Raw genomic sequence first — 20,767 nt, forward strand, 5'->3', positions numbered from 1 at the left:
CATGCAGTCCTATTTTCATTTTTTGAAAGGAAGCCGTGTACACTTTGCCCTGCAGGAGCTCCCGCCTCCTTCCTTTGATCGCTAAATGCTAATTTTAGTTACCTATTTTTCTCTCCATACAGCACCTGGATACCTTTGAAAATACTCTTTTCCCTGTTGAGGCTGTCCGGATTAAGTGCGAGGCAAGTCCGAATCCAATCTACGTAGAATGTCCAGTATTCTGCCTCATTTCGGAATAGCCCTTTGTCTTCTAAGCCGTTCATTCCTTCGCCCCCTTAATCTTCTTGATCCGGGCTTTCAGGCTCTGCATGAGGCTCTCCTGGGTCATATCCTTCCCCTCCAGTCGCTGTATTACATCCTCATCCACCGTACCCGCAGTTACTATCCGATGTATCACTACGCCGTTCCTCTGCCCCTGACGGTACAGCCTTGCATTCGCCTGCTGGTACAGCTCCAGGCTCCAGTTAAGCCCATACCATACAATGATATGTCCTCCGGCCTGTAAGTTCAGCCCATGGCCCATGCTGGCCGGCTGTGCAAGCAGCAGAGGTATCCTGCCCTCGTTCCAATCCCGAATATCCTTCTGTCCCCTTAATGTCTGAGGTCTGTGCGCTTTGAATGTTTCAAGAAGCCGGTCATAATCATGCCGGTAATTATAAAACACAAGGACTGGCTGCCCGTTTGCAGTATCCATTATCTCCTCCAGGGCCTCCAGCTTCTTCCTGTGGATCTCCACTGGCTCTCCGTCATCTGTGTAAACACTGCCGTTTGCCATCTGCAGCAGCTTATTATATACAGTAGCCGCTGTGAGCGCTGTCACCTGCTGTCCGTCTATGTCCATCAGCCGGTCACGCTCCATCTCTTTATAAACCTCCATTTCCTGATCGGACAGATGGACCTTAATATCATTCACTGTAAGCTCTGGCATCTGCAGGTAATCCTCTGCTTTCATGGAAATGCAGACATCCGATATTTTCTCCTGTATGGTTTCTTTGGCCCCGGGTTTGGGCTCATAGGAATATACCACATGCCCATTTGACTGCCCAGGGTAGAAATACCGGTTCCGATAGCCGGTTATGGTCTTTCCCAGCCGCTCCCCCCTATCTATCAGATACATCTGCGGCCAGAGATCCAGGAGTCCGTTTGGCGCCGGGGTTCCTGTCAGGCCCACGAACCTAGATACTAGAGGGCGGATCTGCTTCAGCGCCCGGAACCTTTTTGCCTTACTGGACTTGAAGCTGGATAATTCGTCTACAACTACCATGTCAAACGGCCACCCCTTTCGGTACTGCTCCACCAGCCAGACCACGTTCTCCCTGTTGATTACATAGATGTCAGCATCCTCATGCAGTGCTTCCAGGCGGCTCTTTTGGGTTCCCAGTACACGCGATATTCTCAAGTGCCTGAGATGATCCCATTTCGCAGCCTCTGTCGTCCAGGTATCTTCTGCGACCCTCTTTGGGGCTATCACGAGTACCCTGCTTACTTGGAACCGGTCATACATCAGCTCATTGATGGCGGTCAGCGTGGTCACAGTCTTGCCAAGTCCCATGTCAAGAAACAGCCCTGCCTCTGGAAGCTCTATGATCTTTTTACAGGCATAAGCCTGATAGTCATGCGGCACATATCTCATTCTGCAGCTCCTTAATAAATTCCTTCGCCTGGTTCATGCCCTTCACAAGATAAAATCTGCATCCCATCTCGGTGAACCGTTCCCTCTGCCATTTCTGGATGCCGGAGAGCTTTCCGATCTCCGTCTTCAATTCAACAAAATATACCTTGCCTCCGGGAAATATGTATATCCGGTCTGGCACCCCCGGGTTATTCGGTGACACAAACTTGAAAGACAGCCCTCCGAGCTGCTTCACCTTTTTGTTCAGCCAGTTCTCTATATCCTTCTCTAGCATGTTATTCCTCCTGTGACACTGTGACGCCTCGCGCGCGTATGAGCACATATACGCGGGTATCTACGTGCAATACCCTTTATTCCTATTATTTTATATCTATAGGGGAATAAGACTGTCACACTGTCACTATATCTGTTCTATCCCTTGTGGTTACTGGATTTCTCATGTGACAAGGTATGAGACAACCCCCGTGACAGTTAATTTTCAGACTGTCACACAAAATTTTGAGACTGTCACAAATTTGAGGTTGTCTCACCCACCTTGTCACAGGCTGTCCCACGTTCGTAGGTATACCCGCTGCTGTCCGTAGCAGGCTCCCAGACGTTTTCGTTCTCCTGAATATTCCCATCCGTCTAACCTCGCCATAATCTTTTTAATTGTATAAGTGTCTTTGGTTTCCATTTTTGTCAGATTATAACCAAAACACTCACACCAGATCTCCTGCGGGCTTACATAATCTCTTCTCAGCGGTGTTTCCGGCCTCGGCAGTTCTGTCCCGTATAAAAAATCACGCCTCTTATCTAAGTCACGTGAATACCAGTCCAAAGGCAGCATAACCTCCAAGTATTCCCTCACTTTCTCTTCTCGGGGATCGGCCATCATAGCTGCTTTCTGCCGCTTCAGCGCTTCGTCAGCCACTGAACCTGACAGGATCAGGGATTCCCCTTCATCCATCCTGTATACCGCCTCTGCCCATATCTGGTCGATCTCGTGCTGGGTCAAGTCCCATACTTTCTTACTACCGATACAGGGTGTATTCACGGGCCAGAAACGCCGCCCGCCCTCCACATCGTTCAGGTATCCTTCCTCAGAATTTGTAGTCCCGATAAGAATGCACTGCCGCGGATGGGAGCTTACCCTACGTCCGTAAGAGGCCCTGTAACGGTCATCCTGCGTGGTTATGAACGTCCTCAATGTCTTCACTCCTGCGCTCCCCATGCCTGCCATTTCGCCGATCTCTATGACCCAGTAACCCTGCAGCTTCTCTGCCGCGGTCTTATCCCGGGTATCTGCCAGGTTTAGAGAATCAGAAAACCATTCCCCACCCAGCTTCGCGATCAGCGTGCTTTTTCCAATTCCCTGGGGCCCACAGAGAACCAGCACCGTATCGAACTTGCACCCCGGGTGCCTGACTCTTGCTATCGCCGCGCACAGTGTCTTCCGGGTCACCTGCCTGACATACTCGTTATCATCTGCCCCCAGGTAGTCAATCAGAAGCGTGTCGGCCCTTGGCACCCCGTCCCACTCCGGAAGACTGCTAAGATATTCCCTTACCGGATGGTAACTCCGATCGTCGGCCACCTTCGTGATACCTGACATGATCTTGGCCTTTGAAAACTCTGTATATGATTTCGATAGGTATGCCTCCAGCTGGGCGTCATCCGCATCACGCCAGAACATCCCGTGTGTCTTCCAGGGGACATCCCCTTTTATTTCCAGGTTGTCTGCCATTTGGTTGAATACGATGGGCTTCAGACATGGGTCATGTTCCATGATCAGCAGGATGTTGTTCAGGCTGTTTTTGAGGTCGCCCTTTTTATCCCACTCAAGCCCTGCCATCCAGCCGTCTTCGTCATCGTCTTCGAAGTCCTGTAACGCCTGTGCCTTCCGCTCCTGCCCCAAGGTCAGCTTGGTTCTCTCGTCCTGCTGCAGGAAGTCCATCATTGCTTTATAGCTGGGCAGCTTCGTTGCCGGCGTATCCGGCGCCATGTCATCGTCCTGCGCCCCGAACTTATGGATACGGACAAGGTCAAATGCATTACATAACTTCCCGCCTGCCGGATCTGTTGCATGGTTGCTGTACGCAAATTTTTCATCATATATTACCAGGCCGGCCGCCGTACTTCCTTCTATATAAGTGTATCTTCCTGGCATTGCACAGGGCGTATAAGTTTCTGGTAGAAATTCCTGTATCGCTTCATCAATGTTGTAAGTCCGGCAGAAAGCCCCAATCAGCCCTTTCTTTTCACACGGGTCTCCCTGCTTCTTTGCCGTCCGCTTCCGGTTATCCACTGCTCTGCTGCTCTCTGGCCAGTAGCTTGTATCCGTCCAGTCCGGATATTTTGCCAGCACGCTGTCTGCCGAAAGCCATGGCACGTCCTCGAATTCGAAGACATATTCCCCGTCTGCGGCCACGCTGGGCCAGTACATCAGCCGGCTGGGCTGGTAGGTAGTATCATCGAAATAATCAATTCCGATTTCCTCCGCAATTTTTCTGGCGATTGCCTCGTACTCATCAGGCGTAACTTCCCGGTCAAGTGGTATTAGTATCCTGAGCCTGGGTTTCTCCGGGCTATGCTTATGGGTCGAATATACGGCGAACCCACCATCAATATATAAATAAAGGGAATCCAGGAGGTCTGTTGGCGCATAATCCGCATCCAATGCTATAAGCTGCCTCATATCCACGCTGTCAGCCTTCCTGCGGCCGTTTTTCAGCCTCCCGCCGACAAATCCACCCACATCCTTAATTCTGTCCTGCTCAGCCTTAGGTAGCCTTAGATACTCTGCCAGGCTTTCTGGCGTCCTTGTAGGCGCCTCCAGTTTTGCAAGGAGCGCAGACCATGCCATTTTTCTGTTTTTCCATGCCTTCTCCATCCGGCTCTTGCCAGTGGCGATTGGGAGGGAACCGTCATATTTTATGTTTTTTCTGTAATCCTCAATTGCTTGAACCGCCATATTCGGCCTCCCTTAATCTTTTTTATAAAAATCCGTCTCGTATCCATCGCCCCTTAGCGGAAGCCCCGGTGCCCAGGGCATGGGTTCTGCCATTACGGCTGTTATAATATCCAGAGCCTCCTTATCATCCTTCTGGGCATCTACGATAATCTCATCATGTACATGCATTACGATCTGATATCCCAGCTCGTTGACGCGCATCATCGTGACTGCCAGACAGTCCCGTGCAGTAGCCTGTACAATGTTTTCCACCAGTTTCCCACCCCAGGTTTCCAGCCGCCCCCATCGCTTACTCTGCTGTTCTATCCCTGCATAAGTGATGCTTTCTCCTTTATCTGTGTGTTCCAGCTTCGCGTCATAATAAGCCAGTTTTCGCCCTGATAGCAGTTTGATAAACAGGATCCGGTTTATGTATGAGAACGCGATACCATTCCTCAGCTTAACCGTCCGCCGATCCTGAATCGCCATTTTCGCGGCGGCTTCCGCCTCTCGCCAGAACTTGCAGATATTCGGGCTTGCTTTCCTCCATTTGGCCACCAGCATAGGGATCTCCTCATCCGGTATGCTGCCATCCTTATCCATCTTTTTGATCGCACCGAACGCCCCTCCATATCCCAGGGCCAGTTCAGCAACTTTCCCTTGCTGTCTAAGCTTGCTCCCTTTTTTGATGTTTTCGAGCGGTACGTGGAACATCTGTGAAGCCGAGGCCTCGTATATTTTCCCATGCGTCCGGAATACCTGCAGACGCCACTCTTCATCGGCCAGCCATGCAATGACCCTGGCCTCGATCGCAGAAAAGTCAGCTACACAGAACCGGCACCCCTCAGATGGGATGAATGTGGTGCGGATTAACTGGGAGAATACGAACGGCACTCCCTCAAAGAGCATTTCCAACGTATCAAAATCTCCAACCGACACAAGCTGACGCGCCAGATCGATATCCGGTATCTTGTTTTGTGGCAGGTTATGTACCTGGACGATACGTCCCGCCCATCTCCCGGTACGGTTCGCCCCATAGAATTGAAGGATCCCCCGCAGCCGGCCATCTCTACATACAGCATTCTTCATGGCAGCATATTTTTTTGTTGAGGTTTTTCCCAACTCCTGCCGCAGTTCCATCATCCGGATCCCCTCGGCTGTATGGCTCCCCCTCTCTTTCAGGTGTTCCTTTATCTGTGGGATGGTATCTTTGGTTATTGACTTTACCTCGATCCCGCAGGCTTCCATGTACCACCTTTTCAGTTGTGGCAGGCTGTTCGGGTTGTCAAGACCGGTTATTTGTCTGGCTTCCTGCATCAGCTTTTCTTGATATATCTCATCATACCCAATAATATTTTCAGCCAGATGCATGTCCAGGCGGATACCGTGGTCATTCATCTTTTGATCCAGCTCCCAGAGCCGCTGTTCCTCTTCTGGTATCGGGTAGATGGACAGCTTCTCCCGGATAGCATTCTCCGTAACGACATCTTGTCGGTTGTATTCTACGAACAGTTTCCACTTATCCGGTGCATGTTCCGGAAGATTTCGGGTTCGTCCGCCGTTTGCTTTTGTTGGCTTGCAGGGTTTGCAGAAATATTGGATCAGGCTTTTACCTATCTTATCTTTTTGTTGGTCTTCCGGGAGTCCCAATGCTGCGCCTACGGCACCCAGGCCAGCTGGTAGTCCTAATGTAGCGGCATGTACAGCCGTACACCGCCATTGTTCCGGCGGCATCGGGACCCCCAGGAAAGAAGCCATGCAGGTGCGCTCAAAATTTGCATTATACGCAGTCTTGGTATATTCTGCATCTGTAAGCGCTTCATAGAATTCTTTACAGTCCCTTTCAAATACTCTCTGTTTTTCTGTAAGCGGGCTGCCTTGTTTAGCTTGACTGGTCTTCAGATCCAGCACTTTTACCAGCCCGTCATCTATTTTATAGGCTATCAACATTACCTCGAAGTCCGGGGCCTCTGCATAAGCGTAAGCCCCTGCCTCCCGGATATCCACGCTGCTGTACGTCTCAATATCCACATTCATAATGTGCATAGGTCATCATCCTAACATGTCGTCATCGTCATCATCGTCAAAACCGTTTCTTGCCTCATCCAGGGATACCCTTCCACCAAACGGTTGGTCATCCCGCTTCTTCTGCAGCGCGTTCAGCCCTGCGCTGACACCCTTAGTGTTGTTATCAAAGGCAAAAAAGCTGATGTTTGCCCGTCCCCAGCATCCGCTGTAAAGCTCGGTTTCGTCCAGGATCTCATCCTTGTATTCGTCCAGCAGGATCGGCTTGCTGTCTGATTTTGCCTTCAGGAAATACATTCCCGCATACTCTGGATGTTCGTCGGCCTTCTCTTCGTCCCCGTCTCTTAAAGGGTTCCACAAATCTTTAGGCTCCTTGCCCTTCCATTTTTCTTTGATGCCCTCTTTCTTGGCCTGATCGATTGCTTTCTTTACTGCGATCACTGTTTTCTTATCGTCCTTCGGAATCAGAAGCGTCACAGAATATTTGTCATCCAACTGGCTCTTTCTAAAAACATTTAAATATGAAAATCTTACGGTTCCTGTAATTACTTTTACACTCATTGTCTTTATTCTCCTTTTACTGATTCATAATTATTTTCAATAGTTACTGTGTCAAATTTATCTTTCAGCCTCGCTTTCCAAAAAGCAAGACCTCCTAAGTCACCGCCATGGGATTCCTTATATTCCCGCATTTCCTGGGCACAGTCATAATCGCTGTCACTAAATTCTTCTTTTACCTTTTTTGTGATATCCAGCTCTGGCCTCTTGTCTGTCTCTGATACCAATGTTGGTTTACCCTCAGGTTTTATAACCAGCCCTTTCATCAGTTCATCGAATTTCTTTTTACCTACCAGCCTCTCCATATCTGTAAGCCCCTTCAGCTTGAATATATCCTCAAATCCCGCTTCCTTGAGTGTTGCTGCGGCTTTCTTCTCGTCTATGTATATCCGGTTGCTCTTACCTTCTACGAGCTTAAATCCCTCGTAATGCATGCCATGGTTTAATACCTGATCAAGGGCATACCCCTTTACGGCTTCTGCCCATTTTATGAGGGGATCAATCCTTCCCAGGATATCTCCGATCTCCCAATCCTCCAGCAGGGCACCATCTACAAAGTCGTATTTCGCCAGCTCCATCTGCCTGTCCTTCTGTGCCCTGCAGACAGCGAATGCCTTGCAGAACCGGCAATGTACGCCTACTTGGAATTCTCCCTTGCCTTCCCTGGCCAGGAGAGCCTTTGGCGCCACTTCCGTTTCAGCCCATGCAAGCAGGTTATCCACAGAGATTTCCTCTGTAGAGATATTGTCGAGCCGGGGCTGAATAATAGTCGTGCGGACACGCCTGATATCATACAGCATAGAATGCTCCAGATAAGCCCCAATTCCATATAAACGTAACTGTGGGTTTTCTTTTGCGGAGACACCCACGCCCTTTCCATACTTTAGGTCAATGACTTGTACTAAATCGTCCGCAATAATTACGACATCCCCTGTCCCAAACCCTTCTGGGACATATTCCGAGAAATCCAGTTTCTGTTCAAAAAGTATCAGCGCATCCGGGCAGAAAGCTTTAACTTCGTTGAACAGCTCCCATACGGTTTGGGCGTAACCTTCTATGTATTCCTGCATCTCCTGGTTGTAAAAGGGATCCTTTTTCATTTTATTTAACCTGGTAGAGAAGGTCTTTTTTGTCATCTCATTGTTGTTATACCGAAGGATAAGCTCTGCAAGGCTGTGGGCAAAGGTCCCTTCCTCTGCATATTCACTGGTCTTATCTGGAAACTGGGCCTCCAATTTTACTGAAGGTGGGCAACTCATCCAACGCGCAGCGCCGCTGGCGCTAAGTTCCGCATGTACATCTGGCATTACAGCTCACCTGCTTTCTCCATCAGTTCCGTATAATGTTCCGGATCTATCATTGATAGTTTCTCTACACCAAAACTGCTGATTAATCCCTGCACCTGCTCTTTCTTCCCTGCCTTATTAAGTGCCGCAAGTTTTGCCCTTACCTCAACCAAGGTATATGTCTTCTCCTCCTGAGTAGAGTGTTCAGGTGCTTCATCTTCCTGTTTTGGTTCTTCAGTCGCTTTCTCTTCTGGTTTTGGTTCTTGTGCGGCCTCTTCCTTCCGGCTCTTATTCGCATCCGGGAAGTGCTCCGCTATCTGCTGGCCATAGGCCTCGCAAGGTACGGTATTATTACTTTTCGTTTTAATGGGTGCCGGATCCTCACTTTTCAGGATTTCCCCTGCGAATCCTAACATCTCGTCGATACTGTCAAATACTGCTGTAATCTGCATACTTACTTTCCTCCTAATTTTTCAACCACTGTCTGGGCGATTTTTATAAGTTCATCCTCAGTGAGGGTGATACCCTTTGTCATTTTTTGATGATCCTCCGACCATCCCCGGATATCATATTTAGGCTTCCGGCCACCCCAGCTGATAACGTTCAGCTCCTTTTGAAATCCTGCCCTATCTCTTTCTGATAGAACCGCAAGAGTTTCTATTATTTCAAAGTTAGTCACACTACTTGTCCTCCTTCTTGACGTACAGGTCATAGCCTTTGCATCCTGACAGCCGCAGCTCCATTCCTTCCGCTATGCTACCGGCAGTAGCCATGTCTTCCGCTTCGATTTCGCAGGCAAACTGCCCGCCGCCGGTAAAATAATATGTAAGTTCAAATTTTCTCATTTGACGTATCCTTTCTTTTGGTTTACAATAAAGTTGATTAATTATCTGAGTGCTTACGCCTTGCCGGGCTTTTATGTAAGCGCTCTTTTTTATTTGATCCGATCCAAAATCTGAAACTTATACCCGATCCGCTCAATATCTTCTACAGATAAAATTTTGCCTTCTTCCGGGCGGCCATTGAGTTTAAAAACAAGTGCCCTCTGCTCTACATCCTGAATGAACATCTGGCGGTTCATCGGGACTTCCACCCCCAGCAGCGTTGTCATGATCTCTGCTGTTGATGCGTGTCCTATCGCTGAGTTCAGATTGTCACGGTGTTTTTTGACAATGGCCCGCGCCTCATCCAGTGTAATGTCCGTAAGGCTGTACTCCCCTGCTGTTGTCAAGATGCTTGTGTTTAAAAGTGCTAATTTTTTCATAATGATCTCCTTTTTATTTGAATTTAATTATGTAGTTGCTATCCCGATCAGGAATAATACTGCCAGTGCCACTCCTACATAGCACCAGTCCCATAGCGACATTGATCTGATCGGTTTGAATTCGATGCACGGGTAGTCTCTGCTACGCTCCATGCAATTCCTGTAGTGGCTGCACTGCCGGCAGGATACCGGACGGTCACGCGTTCTGTGTCTCATCGCTTTGCACCTCCCTGTGCCGCAGATCAAATATCTGCTGCAGTTGATCCTCTGTGTAGGTTAATGCGTATTCCGTGCCTGCACAGGCCGTAACGCATGCAACCAGATGCCTCGTTACCGTGTCATCGTCTGCACCCTCCCGGCGCCATTCCCGTACATTCTCCTTGATATATTGGTAGCGCTCCTTAAACTGTTTGTTCGTCATTGCCTGTCCTCCTCTATTCCGAGATGCTTATACAGCTTTCTACGATAAATGACAAAGCTGTCGATCTCATTACCAGTTTTTTCCTTTGGGATGACCTCCCCAAATTTCCAGATCCCGCGGCGGATGCGCCTTCTCACTGCCTCCGGGTTGCACCCCAGCAGTTTGGCTGCCTCGGGAACACCCATTGTTTCTTTTTGCATTTATGCACCCCCTTCTATCTTGATATAATTTCCTTATCCTCCTATAATCTAAGTACAGGCGCTGGCATGCCGAGTAATAGAAAGGAGAATAAAATATGTCCGTTTACATGATTACCTACGACCTTAATAGCGAAGGTCAGAATTATGAAAAAGTCACTCAGTCAATTAAAGATGCTTCCACGGGTGCTTGGTGTTCATACTGGAAGTCATCCTACCTGATAAAATCAAACCTTACTGCTGAGCAAGTATCGAAGAAAATCACACCCCATATTGATTCAAACGACAGGTTAATTGTAATCGAAGTTCGAGAAAACTACTGGGGATGGCTAACAGACAAGCAATGGAAATATATCAAGGAAAATATTTTTAATTAGCGCGGATTTGCACAACTGCCGCGACTCCCACAATGCTTTCCATCACTGTCTTCCGGAACAAAAGAACTGGACTCCATGCTACTCCGAATAGCTTGGAGTTCTTTCCTTATTAGTAATAACTCCTGATAAATCTTTTTCAGCATCCTTCCCACCTCCTATCCAACTTTCTTATCATCGTTATCCGGCATACCTTCTGCTTCCTGCTTACGCATTAAAAGGGTATTCGCGTCCCTCTGCAGCAGAAGGATGTCCGGAAGGTCAATTTGCTTTACGATGGATACTATCTTGTCAATTTCTTGCTGCTTTTCTTTTTCGATATCAAACATGTTCTCACCTCACTTTTACTTACTATCAGAAAAATATCGCGCGTGGTTAAATGATTAATGGAGATTTTCCATTCTTTTTTGTCTCTTTATTAATCTCTGCCACAGCTTCATATACACCATTAGCGATTTGTGTACCCGTATTGGACTCCATGCTACTCCGAATAGCCTGGAGTTCTTTCCTTATTAGCAATAACTCCTGATAAATCTTTTTCAGCATCCTTCTACCTCACTTTCGACTATTTCTCACATACACATCTAGGCATTGCAGTCTGAGATAGTTTCTTCTAATATTAAGGGGAGCTCATAGGCTTCAATGACCGCAACCGCCCTGTCGCATTGGCCGCGCTTGATTGCCTTGTATGTAAATACCCCAAACTCCCGTTTCAGCTGTCCATAGATGTCTGCGTACACTTTTCCACGCAATGATCTGTCCTTATAGGCCTCGGACTCTTTACCGCCTAGGCACTTCACACCTTTCTTCCTGACTGCCGCTGTGATCCTGCTCTCTTCAATCCCTAGTATTGGCATGTCCTGCTTGAAATTCTGAAGATCTTCATCCACAGCAGTCACCTTCTCGTTGACTTCCAGTATCGCCTCCTGCGTGAGCAGTAATTGTTCAATGGCTGATTTCGGTTTCTGGTATGCTCCTGTCTTCCTGATTGCCGGAAGGACTTCGGATGTTACCCAATGCTTAAATCGTTTGGCTGATTCCAATTTACTGCCAAAAATGAGGGCATATAGACCGGACTCGTTAATTACCGTCATCCCTCTGTTTGGAATTTCAAAGGTCGTGATTTCCGACTTTTGGATTACACGTTTGTCATCTTCCTGCACATGTGTTGCTATAGCGTCTTTTGTATTGGAATACCCAAGAGCTTCTGCAACGTCCTTTCCCACAAAATATGTTTCATTATTCAGTTGTACTGTTCGTATCTGCCCAAACTCCGCATTTTCAAAAATTCTTAATTCGTTCATTTGCCCTCCTCCTTTCTTCTGTTTTCAATGCGCCTGCCTCCTTTCTTGTTCTTTGTAAGACGATTATAAGTCTTTAGATTAGCATTGTCAATGGTTTTTTTGTTATTTAAATGACTTTTTGTTGTTTTAAAGACTTTTTTCTTGACTAATTATCCGAACACGCATATAATAAAAAACAAGGGAGGCAGGTGATAAAGAATATGAACGAACGAGTTAAAAGATTGCGAAAGTCGCTAGATTTAACCCAACAGAAATTTGCAGATGCATTAGGGGTAAAAAGAAATACTGTTGCGCAATGGGAATGTGGCATAAACGCTTTGACTGATCAAGTAATAACTTCTATATGTAGAGAATTTGGAGTGAATGAAGACTGGTTGAGAACCGGAGAAGGTGAAATGTTTGAGCAGTTGACGGATCAGCAAAAACTAATGAAGTATACGGCTATGCTGTTAAAAGGAAAAGACTCCGCTATGGTTTCCGCCATCCAAGCGCTGATTGTTACTTATGAGCAGCTGGATCCTGCAAGTAAGGCTACATTGGAAAAGATTGCTTTACAATATATAGAGAATCTAAAAAAGAGCCAGTGACCTGGCTCCCTTTAGATGAATTATGGCGAAAGATAATTTATCACGAATATAAGTATCTCAGAAACTTTTTCCGGAGTGTCTTTCTTCAATAATTCAACGATGGTTTCAATGTCCTTTTGTTTTTTAGATTCTTTGCTATCCATATGTACCGCCCTCCATGCACCACTGGGAAACGCACGTCCGAAATTCCTTGTCTTTATGATACTATATATGATATAGAAAAACAAGAACATGTGTTCGAATATTTTGTTTATAACTATGTGGAAAATATGTGGATATCTCCCGTTCTGTTAAGTAAACACGGGGATAGCGGGACTCTTATGGAAACTTATGGAATTGTCCCCGATGTGGGACACTAATTATATGGGCTATCAAGAAGGTCAGAAATGCGCAGTTTTAGACCCTTAGCCAATAATTCCAGAGTATCAGCGGTAGGGGAAACCTTCCCGTTCATGATTCGATGTATAGTAGATTTTGTCAGGCCTGTCATTATTGATACCTGGCGGATGCTTAAGTTTCGTTTATCCATAATTTCAGCCAGTAATATCCTCATACTTTAATTTTATGACATAAATTGGCAATATGTTGCTGGTAATTATTGGTAATTTTCTGTGGTGTTTTCTTGGGCAAATGATGTAGGGGGATCTATTATGAAATGTACAAAATGCGGCAACGAACTGCGAAAACTCGAAAATAAAGAGGGTTATTACATCTGTGATAGGTGTAACTTATATTTTAAAACCAGAAGTAAAAGTGAAAACACAGCGCCCCATAATACCAGTACGGAAAACAGGTATAGCTTCGTCAAAGATCCGCAGCCTGCTGCCAGCCAGTCAGGATCCATGGGGCACACACCAAACGCAGCACACACGGGAGGCCCCGCCAAAATACGGTGCCCTATGTGCGGCGGCACCGATGTAGATATATCTTTTGTGCAAACCGGGGCAAGTACAGTAACAAGAAATCCGGGAGCCCCTACTAAAGTAGGCAGAAAAGCAATGAAGGCATCAACGTTCGGGCTCTGGGGATTGACAGGAAAACGAACAGGTTATAGCTCAACTGCATTTTACAATCAAAAAATGGCTCTCTGTAAAGATTGCGGACATTCTTGGGCATTCTTTACTGAGCGTGAAAAGAATAGAAATAAGTCTCTAGTTACGGGAATACTTATAACAGCGGTGTGTTTGATCTTCTTCCTTACTTTTTGGTCTTGCGGATCGACCACTGATGAAAAAGATACACCCGCGCCCTCTTATCAAACAGAAAATAAGGCGCCCGTTGAGGAATCTGATCAGGCAGAAAATAAGATACTAGTCGATGAATCTGAACGGGGTATTGAAGATTTCGAATATGAGATAAGCGATGGGCAGCTTAAATTATTAGATTATAACGGGAGTAATGAGTCCCTAACTATAGCTGCAGATTACAAAATTCAGGACGTAAATTATAAAACAGATCTGACTGATTTCCAATTGGGAGGCGGAGTAAAAACGTTAATTATATCAGAGGGAATTTCTGAGCTGTATGAAGCTATGTTTAATATGTCCGATGTTGAAAAGGTCTATCTTCCATCAAGCCTCACAGTTATTACCGACAATACATTGTCATACTTGCACGGAGATGAGTTAACCGAAATTTACTATGGCGGAAGTGAAGAACAATGGAATTCCATTTTCAAACATTACGTAAGCCCAGGCGTGACAGAATCCTGGAAGGCCGAAGATTATGAAGCCGCGGGAACTGCTATTGCAGACAGAATTAACAAAATGGTAGGATTAGAATATGATCCTTCCAAGTTCAATTTCCACTACAATAGCTCACCAGATGAACTGAATCAATAATTAACATGAAAAACCGCCCGGTGCTACCAACACCGAACGGCTTAATATAGATGCTATACAGGCTGCAGAGCAACCGTATAATCACCCCACATGATGATTATACCACAAAATCTCTGCACCTGCATAGGTGTATTTTTTATACCCATTTTTACAGAGAGGTGAGAGATATGGCAAAGAAAAAAAGGAAAAAACATCAGAAACTGCCGAACGGATACGGCAGCATAAAATACCTGGGGGACGGCCGGCGGAATCCTTATGCGGTTCATCCGCCCACAAAAGAATTTAATATCGATGGCATACCTCAAACGCCCAAAGCTCTGTGCTACGTTGATGACTGGTACAAAGCCTTTACGGTCCTCACCTGGTACAAAAACAACGAATATTACCCGGGCCGGGAAACTGAATTGTCGTCCGATCAGAAGGAATTGGATAAGCAGGTTGCTGAAATCCTCTCCCAGTACACCCAAAAGGCCAAGGCAAACAAAGGCACCAAAACGTTCAGCGAGGTGTTCTACGAATATTACAAAGATAAGTTTAAGCAGGATTATGGCCATAAAGGAAAAAAAACAAGCATGGAACGCAGCATGGGCGCCGCCTATAAAAATTGTGTTGTTCTCTACGATAAGCCATTTAACGATATCACCCAAAAAGATATGCAAAAAGTAATAGATGACTGCAAGTTAAAATATGCATCGCTGGAGCTTATCCTGACTCTCTTTAGGCAGATGTATCAGTATGCGGAGGCCAATAACCTATGTGATAAAAATTATGCTCAGTTTGTCCGAATCGATCAGGAAGATGACGATGAGCACGGTATACCTTTTACTGATTCCGAGTTAAAGAAATTATGGGATAACAAAGATAATGAAGTCGTAGAAATGATACTGATTATGTGCTATTCTGGCTTCAGAATTGCGGCATATAAGAAAATGAAGGTTGACCTTAAAGGAAGGTATTTTCAGGGCGGAGTAAAAAACAAATATAGTCGGGAAAGAATTGTGCCTATACACAGCGGTATATACGGCCTCGTAATGCGACGTATAAAGAGAGATGGAACATTGATGACCGAAAGTCCAGATAGCTTTAGAAGCTCTATGTATGCGGCGCTGGAAGCTATAGGAATTGAGAAACACACGCCCCACGACTGCCGCCATACTTTTTCGAAACTCTGTGAGGATAACAAAGTATCTGAAAATGACCGGAAGCGCATGCTGGGACATAGTTTTGGCAAGGATATTACAAATAAGGTCTATGGGCATCGATCATTGGAAGACTTGCGCGAAGAGATTGAAAAAATTAAAATAAGTTACTAACTTGTTACTAACCGATCCGTTTTTATCAATTTTTATCAGTGCTGATTTATACCCTTTAAAACTGTCAAAAGTGCCGTAAAATAAGGGGTTCACGGCATTTCCCCTTCTGTTCTGGGGGATAGAATAAAATGGCATTCTGTTAATGCCTGATTAATATGAGTGTCTACTGGAAAAGCCTGGAGGTGATGGAGCGCAAACAGACAGATACAGTCAGCCACCTTTTCGCCTACGCCGAATAGCTTCAACAGCTCTTCTTTTGCCTTTTTATACGGCATCTGCCGGATCTCATCCAGGGATATATCACCATTTACCACGCTTTTGGCTGTCCTGACCACATATTTGCTCCTGTATCCCAGATTGCAGGCCTTCAGCTCGTCCTCATCCAGGCAGGCCAAAGCCTCCGGTTTCGGAAACGTATCATAAATGTTGCCGTCAGCATCCTGTTTTCTATCCCCGTATTTTTCGCTGATATTTTGTATGCACCTTCTGATCCGGACAATATTATTCTGCTGGGATATCAGAAACGACACAATCATCTCCCATAAATCCTGATGCAGGATGCGGATGCCGCTGCCAAATTCTGAGGCAGACAACAGATACCGGTCACGCTGGCTGATACATTTTTGATAGTCTTCATAGTCAGTATCCAGGTCAAAATAGTGCTTCCAATAATTTTCGTATTCTGCCTCATCACAATAAAATGTGCATTGGTTCCCGCTCTGCCGGACTTCCAGATATCTCTCCCCGGCGATCACGGAATATGTATCTTCCCCCTTCTGGCTCATCCGAAAACACTGTCCGGAATCGCAGATCTGGGATATATCAAAATAATTCAGTGTTTTTTCAGTCATTGCTTTCATCCGTATCTCTTCTACTCCACTCCTGACTTTGCGCAGATATCCGCAAGACAGCATTTATCACAGTGCGGCTTTGTCCGTGCCGTACAGACATCCCGTCCGTGGTATACAAGCCTGTGGCAGAAGTCACTCCCTTCCGCCGGCGGTATAAGCTTCCACAAGGCCATCTCTACTTTTTTAGGATCTTTTATTTTGTCTACCAGTCCAATGCGGTTTACCAGGCGGATGCAATGTGTGTCTGTCACAATCGCCGGCTCACCGAATACGTCCCCCATGATTAGATTGGCGCTTTTTCTTCCTACCCCCGGAAGCTTCAGCAGCTCATCAAAGGTTTTCGGTATGCCGCCGCCATATTGTTCCTTTAATATTTTCATGCAGGCGCTGATGTCTCTGGCCTTGCTTTTGCCAAGCCCGCATGGCTTTACGATGCGCGCAATATCCTCCACATCGGCTTGGGCAAGCGCATTCACATCCGGGTACTTTGCATATAAATCCTCTACCACCACATTTACCCGGGCATCTGTACACTGTGCTGCCAGACGCACACTCACAAGCAGTTTCCATGCCTGGTCATAGTCCAGGGTACAGTCCGCATCCGGATATTCCTTTTTCAGACGTTCTATGATTTCCAATGCTAATTCTTCTTTTGTCATCTTGATCCTCCAATTAAGAATTTATCAAAATCTGTTTGCTTACCCTCCGCCTATAGAGGTGGGAGGATTATCCGCTTTCAAGATTAATCTTCTTCTATTATAACAACCTTGCACATTGCTTTCCAGTTATAATTCTCTGCGTTTCTATTATAGATCAAAGTGGGCAAGCCCACATGGTCTTCCCACCCCCTCACTCATGTGGGGCTTGCACACTTTGGCGCCGCTTTGCGGCTATATACCTTATCATGGCGTGTGCATCCCCCGGAGGGTTTTATATAATTAGCAAGTGCTAAGCACTTTCCTATTATATAAGAAACAGAGCCGCAGCTCCATAGAAGTTTCTTCCACTATGAAACAACAGCTCTTAACTTTTTTTCATGAAATGTTATAAGTCCTTTATCTCTTCCATCATAGCTCTTCGTTTCCGATACTTATATCTCCAGGATCCCACAATCCGTTCCACGATTTCCGCCCCGCCTCTGAACTCCTTCATATGGGACAAAATCTGTACTATCTCCTTGTACGTTGATCGGTTGCTGGCCCGATCCGCCATCCCTTCTATATTGTCTGCATATATCTGAACTATCTCTTCGGCATATTCTTTCTGTAATATTTTCTCATAACGGCGCAGTATGTTTAAACTTCCCGATTTTTTTATCGCCTCCAGCAAACGCCCATAAAGCCCTTCTTCCTGCAGCAATTCATATAAATGCTGCTCGCCATAAGGCGCCGTAAAAACTGCTTCCCGCTCCTGTTCCCATTCTTTACTTGTAAACAAAGCCTTATATTCCTCATAGTCTTCCTTCGAGGCCCATGATTCATTTAGGATGATGTCTTTTAATTCTGCACGGTACTTCTCCACATCCCCCATCTGTTTATAAATCTGCATCAGAGTGCGTCTGTATTCCATTACCAGGACAGGTTTGCCTTTTGACTGTTCCAAACTTTCCTTGATAAGACCGATTGTCTGTTCATAAGCGCCTGCCTTCTGGCCCTTGCTGATCCAATATCTCCGTACGTCATCCAGATTCCAGTACTGCCGCGAAAATTCCGTCAATTCAGTGTCCGAATACCCCAGCTCTTCCATAAAATATAGTATATCTGTCACACAGGTACTTATTGTGTAAGAATCCTCCCAGGTGACCTTCCGGCTATCACATTTCTTTAATGCCTCTTCAACAATGTTCAACATTTCTGTGATATATTCTCTTTCGTCAAAGAAGTCCTGCATAAACCCCCAGGCCCTTTCTGACCGGTAATGCACTCCACTTCTGCTTACGATATCTTTTAAACCTGAGAATATCATATCCCCGATACTCTGTTCACCGCAATCATCCAATAACTCTTCCCATATTTCAGTACAAAGTTCAAGAATCTCATCTGTTACGCCGTCTGATTCGTCGACGGCCACATATTCAAGCTCTTTATATAAATACAGCGACAGTTCAAAAACCTCTTGATAGCAGCCACACTTCATCAGTTTCCCCGTTATATCCCCCATGATCCTGTATATCTGTTTTTCCAATTTTGAGGCATGGTAATAGTCCAGGTATCCGTACTCCTGGCACTGTTCTTCGAAAATCTTATCGATCTGACTTTTGAATATCTCCATCATTTCCCGGCTGTCGCTGAATTCATACTGGATTTTGAATTTCTCATATAAGTTCTTATCCTTGTACAGAAGTTGTTTGACATAATCTCTGAGATCAGCTTCACTCACACGGTCAACGGAAGCGGCGATTTCCTGTCTCCTGTGTTCTGTATCCGGGATGTCACCGGCTTTTCCGGAATCACTTGCAGATCTGCTGCTCCCGGCAGCCATACATTGATTTGTAAGCTCATACAGAACCGCCGCCATATGCTTACAGTATCTTCCCTCCTCTGCATAAGGGCAGTCACAATACATCTCCAGCACTTCATCATCATCTACTATAATTTCCACTTCATAATTGTATGAGCCGCTTACAATTGCCTCATAGCCGTCTTCTGTAGACAAGACATCGGAAACCAATCCTTCGGCCCAGTAATCATAGCCTCTTTCTAATATCTTGGAAGAAAACAAATTTTCCTATCCCTCATATATCATATGTACTGCCTCCATATCACTTTTTTTAATTATATCACTCCGTGTGATGGAAATCAGCATGCTTCTGCAATATATTCAGTTTAAACTCAGAATATTGGCTGCATTTCACCCCCAAGCTCTCCTGACGCTTTCCTGCTGTACCACGCAATCAGAAGCCCAAGCGCAGCCGCCGCGTAAAAGATAATAAATACCCCATGATCCAGCTTCTCAAACAGAAAACCATAGACCATCTGCCCAACCGGCTGTGCACAGGTTGATACCGCAATGATCCAGGATATTACTTTTCCGATCATTTCCTGCGGCACTGTCATTTGGATATAGGACATAATCTGGATGGTGTATATAGATGATAATGCCATGATAACCATTCCTACTGCCGTCAGCGCCGCATACGTCAGATATGCCGGACCGTCTATCATCAAAATGACACCGATAGGCCCCAGGAGAATTCCACAGTATGCTATCAGTCTCCAACTATTCCCCACTTTCAGTCTTGCCCCCAGCACACCGGCTCCCACTCCGCCTGCCAGTCCGCCGACCGCCAGTGCCGCCTGCATGAATCCATACAATCTGGATGCTTCGCTCTCTGAAAACCTCAGCAGCTGCATAACGATTACAGGAAGCCCTATAATCATCAGGGAGGACATCACCAGATTTACCCCCGCACAGCAAAGTGTCAGCTTTCCGATCTCAGACTTTTCACGGCTGATGTAAGATATGCTTTGTTTTAAATCTGCAGCTGCCTCACGCAGTACGGAGACATTCCGTGTCCTACGTGAAGAGGGGATATGAATAAAGAGTTCCATGACCGCCGATAAAAAGAAACATCCTGCAGCCATAGCCAAAACCGGGTAAATCCCCCATAAACTGTATGCAATTCCTCCAAGTGCAGGCCCCAGAAGACCTGAAAGCGAAGATACCATATTAATGACTGCATTTGCCTGCATCACTCTTTCACCGGACACCAACACCGGTATGCTGGCCTGCACGGAAGGCTGGTAAGCGCCGGATATGCCGTAAAGCATAAACAGCATCACCATAACAAGCCCCGTTATATTAACTTTTCCGTAAAATAGTAAAAAGAGGATTGTCAGGGCCGAAGTAAAAAAGTCCAAAAATACCATGATATTTCGCTTATTTACCCGATCCGCTATGATACCTCCGATGGGTGACATTACCGCCAGAGGAATAAATGCGCACCCGGAAACAACACCAAGTACCGCCGCTGAACCCGTTACGTTCAGCAGATGAATCGGCAATGCAAATCTCATAACCGCATTGCCGAACAACGAAATAATCTGACCGGCCACGACCAGCCAAAAATCTTTTGAGAATCCTTTTTTTTGCTTCATATATTCTGCCTCCATTTTTTGTTTTAGATACCGACCGTTGGTATGTATATATCCAAAAATTATCTGTCCTGTTCAGGCAGGACA

General features: G+C 45.9%; 26 protein-coding genes. 4 read left to right on the forward strand and 22 right to left on the reverse strand.

Going from position 1 to position 20,767, the window contains the following annotated elements; genetic code table 11:
- Positions 1-98 precede the first annotated feature (98 nt).
- From ARB69_RS26700 to ARB69_RS12235, 14 genes are all read right to left on the reverse strand, one after another.
- Positions 99-263 carry a hypothetical protein gene (locus ARB69_RS26700; protein ID WP_157355630.1) on the reverse strand — a complete coding sequence of 55 codons (165 nt, stop codon included), beginning with the start codon at positions 261-263 and terminating at the stop codon, positions 99-101.
- Positions 260-1,633: an SNF2-related protein gene (locus tag ARB69_RS12185; protein ID WP_055153350.1), complete on the reverse strand. Its 1,374-nt coding sequence runs from the start codon at positions 1,631-1,633 to the stop codon at positions 260-262. Before ARB69_RS12185 ends, ARB69_RS26700 begins: the two co-directional genes overlap by 4 nt.
- A complete protein-coding gene (locus ARB69_RS12190; RefSeq protein ID WP_055153352.1) occupies positions 1,614-1,907 on the reverse strand; it encodes a VRR-NUC domain-containing protein in 294 nt (97 codons plus the stop codon). The genes ARB69_RS12185 and ARB69_RS12190 overlap by 20 nt, the downstream gene beginning before the upstream one ends.
- A gap of 264 nt (positions 1,908-2,171) precedes the next feature.
- Complete coding sequence (locus ARB69_RS12195; protein WP_055153354.1) at positions 2,172-4,586, reverse strand: virulence-associated E family protein; 2,415 nt, start codon at positions 4,584-4,586, stop codon at positions 2,172-2,174.
- 12 nt (positions 4,587-4,598) lie between these two features.
- The gene (locus tag ARB69_RS12200; protein ID WP_055153356.1) at positions 4,599-6,611 is read right to left on the reverse strand and encodes a DNA polymerase; all 2,013 of its coding nucleotides are present in this window, start codon (positions 6,609-6,611) and stop codon (positions 4,599-4,601) included.
- Between the two features lie 6 nt (positions 6,612-6,617).
- Positions 6,618-7,151 carry a DUF2815 family protein gene (locus ARB69_RS12205; protein ID WP_087148817.1) on the reverse strand — a complete coding sequence of 178 codons (534 nt, stop codon included), beginning with the start codon at positions 7,149-7,151 and terminating at the stop codon, positions 6,618-6,620.
- A gap of 5 nt (positions 7,152-7,156) precedes the next feature.
- Positions 7,157-8,455 (reverse strand): DUF2800 domain-containing protein, encoded by a 1,299-nt coding sequence (locus ARB69_RS12210; RefSeq protein WP_070102414.1) that lies wholly within the window; start codon positions 8,453-8,455, stop codon positions 7,157-7,159.
- Entirely contained in the window at positions 8,455-8,886 is a 432-nt protein-coding gene (locus ARB69_RS12215) for a hypothetical protein (protein WP_055153360.1), read from the reverse strand. The genes ARB69_RS12210 and ARB69_RS12215 overlap by 1 nt, the downstream gene beginning before the upstream one ends.
- A 2-nt stretch (positions 8,887-8,888) precedes the next feature.
- The gene (locus ARB69_RS12220; protein ID WP_242857586.1) at positions 8,889-9,113 is read right to left on the reverse strand and encodes a YdbC family protein; all 225 of its coding nucleotides are present in this window, start codon (positions 9,111-9,113) and stop codon (positions 8,889-8,891) included.
- A 1-nt stretch (position 9,114) separates the two neighbouring features.
- A complete protein-coding gene (locus ARB69_RS26705) occupies positions 9,115-9,279 on the reverse strand; it encodes a hypothetical protein (protein WP_157355632.1) in 165 nt (54 codons plus the stop codon).
- Positions 9,280-9,368: 89 nt separating this feature from the next.
- Complete coding sequence (locus ARB69_RS12225) at positions 9,369-9,698, reverse strand: YddF family protein (RefSeq protein WP_055153364.1); 330 nt, start codon at positions 9,696-9,698, stop codon at positions 9,369-9,371.
- Positions 9,699-9,725: 27 nt separating this feature from the next.
- Positions 9,726-9,914, reverse strand: a complete 189-nt coding sequence (locus tag ARB69_RS26710) for a hypothetical protein (protein WP_157355634.1) — start codon at positions 9,912-9,914, stop codon at positions 9,726-9,728.
- The gene (locus tag ARB69_RS12230) at positions 9,895-10,119 is read right to left on the reverse strand and encodes a hypothetical protein (protein WP_055153366.1); all 225 of its coding nucleotides are present in this window, start codon (positions 10,117-10,119) and stop codon (positions 9,895-9,897) included. The genes ARB69_RS26710 and ARB69_RS12230 overlap by 20 nt, the downstream gene beginning before the upstream one ends.
- A complete protein-coding gene (locus tag ARB69_RS12235; RefSeq protein ID WP_055153368.1) occupies positions 10,116-10,319 on the reverse strand; it encodes a hypothetical protein in 204 nt (67 codons plus the stop codon). The genes ARB69_RS12230 and ARB69_RS12235 overlap by 4 nt, the downstream gene beginning before the upstream one ends.
- Positions 10,320-10,414: 95 nt before the next feature.
- Here ARB69_RS12235 and ARB69_RS12240 point away from each other — a divergent pair, with 95 nt between their 5' ends.
- Positions 10,415-10,693: a hypothetical protein gene (locus ARB69_RS12240; protein WP_055153369.1), complete on the forward strand. Its 279-nt coding sequence runs from the start codon at positions 10,415-10,417 to the stop codon at positions 10,691-10,693.
- A 155-nt stretch (positions 10,694-10,848) separates the two neighbouring features.
- Here the strand turns inward: ARB69_RS12240 and ARB69_RS27185 are convergent, their stop codons facing one another.
- Together ARB69_RS27185 and ARB69_RS12245 are read right to left on the reverse strand one after the other, a co-directional pair.
- Entirely contained in the window at positions 10,849-11,019 is a 171-nt protein-coding gene (locus ARB69_RS27185; RefSeq protein WP_167702497.1) for a hypothetical protein, read from the reverse strand.
- A 255-nt stretch (positions 11,020-11,274) separates the two neighbouring features.
- Positions 11,275-11,994: an ORF6C domain-containing protein gene (locus tag ARB69_RS12245; protein WP_055153372.1), complete on the reverse strand. Its 720-nt coding sequence runs from the start codon at positions 11,992-11,994 to the stop codon at positions 11,275-11,277.
- Positions 11,995-12,194: 200 nt separating this feature from the next.
- On the opposite strand from ARB69_RS12245, the gene ARB69_RS12250 reads away from it, so the two are divergent.
- Positions 12,195-12,581 carry a helix-turn-helix domain-containing protein gene (locus ARB69_RS12250; protein WP_055153374.1) on the forward strand — a complete coding sequence of 129 codons (387 nt, stop codon included), beginning with the start codon at positions 12,195-12,197 and terminating at the stop codon, positions 12,579-12,581.
- Between the two features lie 20 nt (positions 12,582-12,601).
- Here ARB69_RS12250 and ARB69_RS27910 read toward each other — a convergent pair whose 3' ends face one another.
- Entirely contained in the window at positions 12,602-12,724 is a 123-nt protein-coding gene (locus ARB69_RS27910) for a hypothetical protein (protein ID WP_278312810.1), read from the reverse strand.
- 212 nt (positions 12,725-12,936) lie between these two features.
- Positions 12,937-13,134, reverse strand: a complete 198-nt coding sequence (locus tag ARB69_RS28265) for a helix-turn-helix domain-containing protein (RefSeq protein WP_083487086.1) — start codon at positions 13,132-13,134, stop codon at positions 12,937-12,939.
- A gap of 97 nt (positions 13,135-13,231) precedes the next feature.
- Between ARB69_RS28265 and ARB69_RS26025 the strand changes: the two genes are divergently transcribed.
- A complete protein-coding gene (locus tag ARB69_RS26025) occupies positions 13,232-14,422 on the forward strand; it encodes a hypothetical protein (RefSeq protein ID WP_055153376.1) in 1,191 nt (396 codons plus the stop codon).
- 167 nt (positions 14,423-14,589) lie between these two features.
- On the forward strand, positions 14,590-15,735 hold the full coding sequence (locus ARB69_RS12260) for a tyrosine-type recombinase/integrase (RefSeq protein WP_055153378.1): 1,146 nt from the start codon (positions 14,590-14,592) through the stop codon (positions 15,733-15,735).
- 89 nt (positions 15,736-15,824) lie between these two features.
- Here ARB69_RS12260 and ARB69_RS12265 read toward each other — a convergent pair whose 3' ends face one another.
- The 4 genes from ARB69_RS12265 to ARB69_RS12280 all read right to left on the reverse strand — a co-directional run bounded on the left by ARB69_RS12265 (position 15,825) and on the right by ARB69_RS12280 (position 20,683).
- Positions 15,825-16,586, reverse strand: coding sequence for a DNA-3-methyladenine glycosylase family protein (locus ARB69_RS12265; RefSeq protein ID WP_055153418.1), 762 nt, complete (start codon positions 16,584-16,586; stop codon positions 15,825-15,827).
- Between the two features lie 20 nt (positions 16,587-16,606).
- On the reverse strand, positions 16,607-17,245 hold the full coding sequence (locus ARB69_RS12270) for an endonuclease III domain-containing protein (RefSeq protein WP_055153380.1): 639 nt from the start codon (positions 17,243-17,245) through the stop codon (positions 16,607-16,609).
- A 385-nt stretch (positions 17,246-17,630) separates the two neighbouring features.
- Positions 17,631-19,307, reverse strand: a complete 1,677-nt coding sequence (locus ARB69_RS12275) for an SWIM zinc finger family protein (RefSeq protein ID WP_055153382.1) — start codon at positions 19,305-19,307, stop codon at positions 17,631-17,633.
- Positions 19,308-19,417: 110 nt separating this feature from the next.
- Positions 19,418-20,683, reverse strand: coding sequence for an MFS transporter (locus tag ARB69_RS12280; RefSeq protein ID WP_055153384.1), 1,266 nt, complete (start codon positions 20,681-20,683; stop codon positions 19,418-19,420).
- Between the last annotated feature and the right edge of the window lie 84 nt (positions 20,684-20,767).

It is taken from the genome of Faecalicatena contorta (assembly GCF_001404335.1).
In the GTDB taxonomy this organism is placed as follows: domain Bacteria; phylum Bacillota; class Clostridia; order Lachnospirales; family Lachnospiraceae; genus Faecalicatena; species Faecalicatena contortus_B.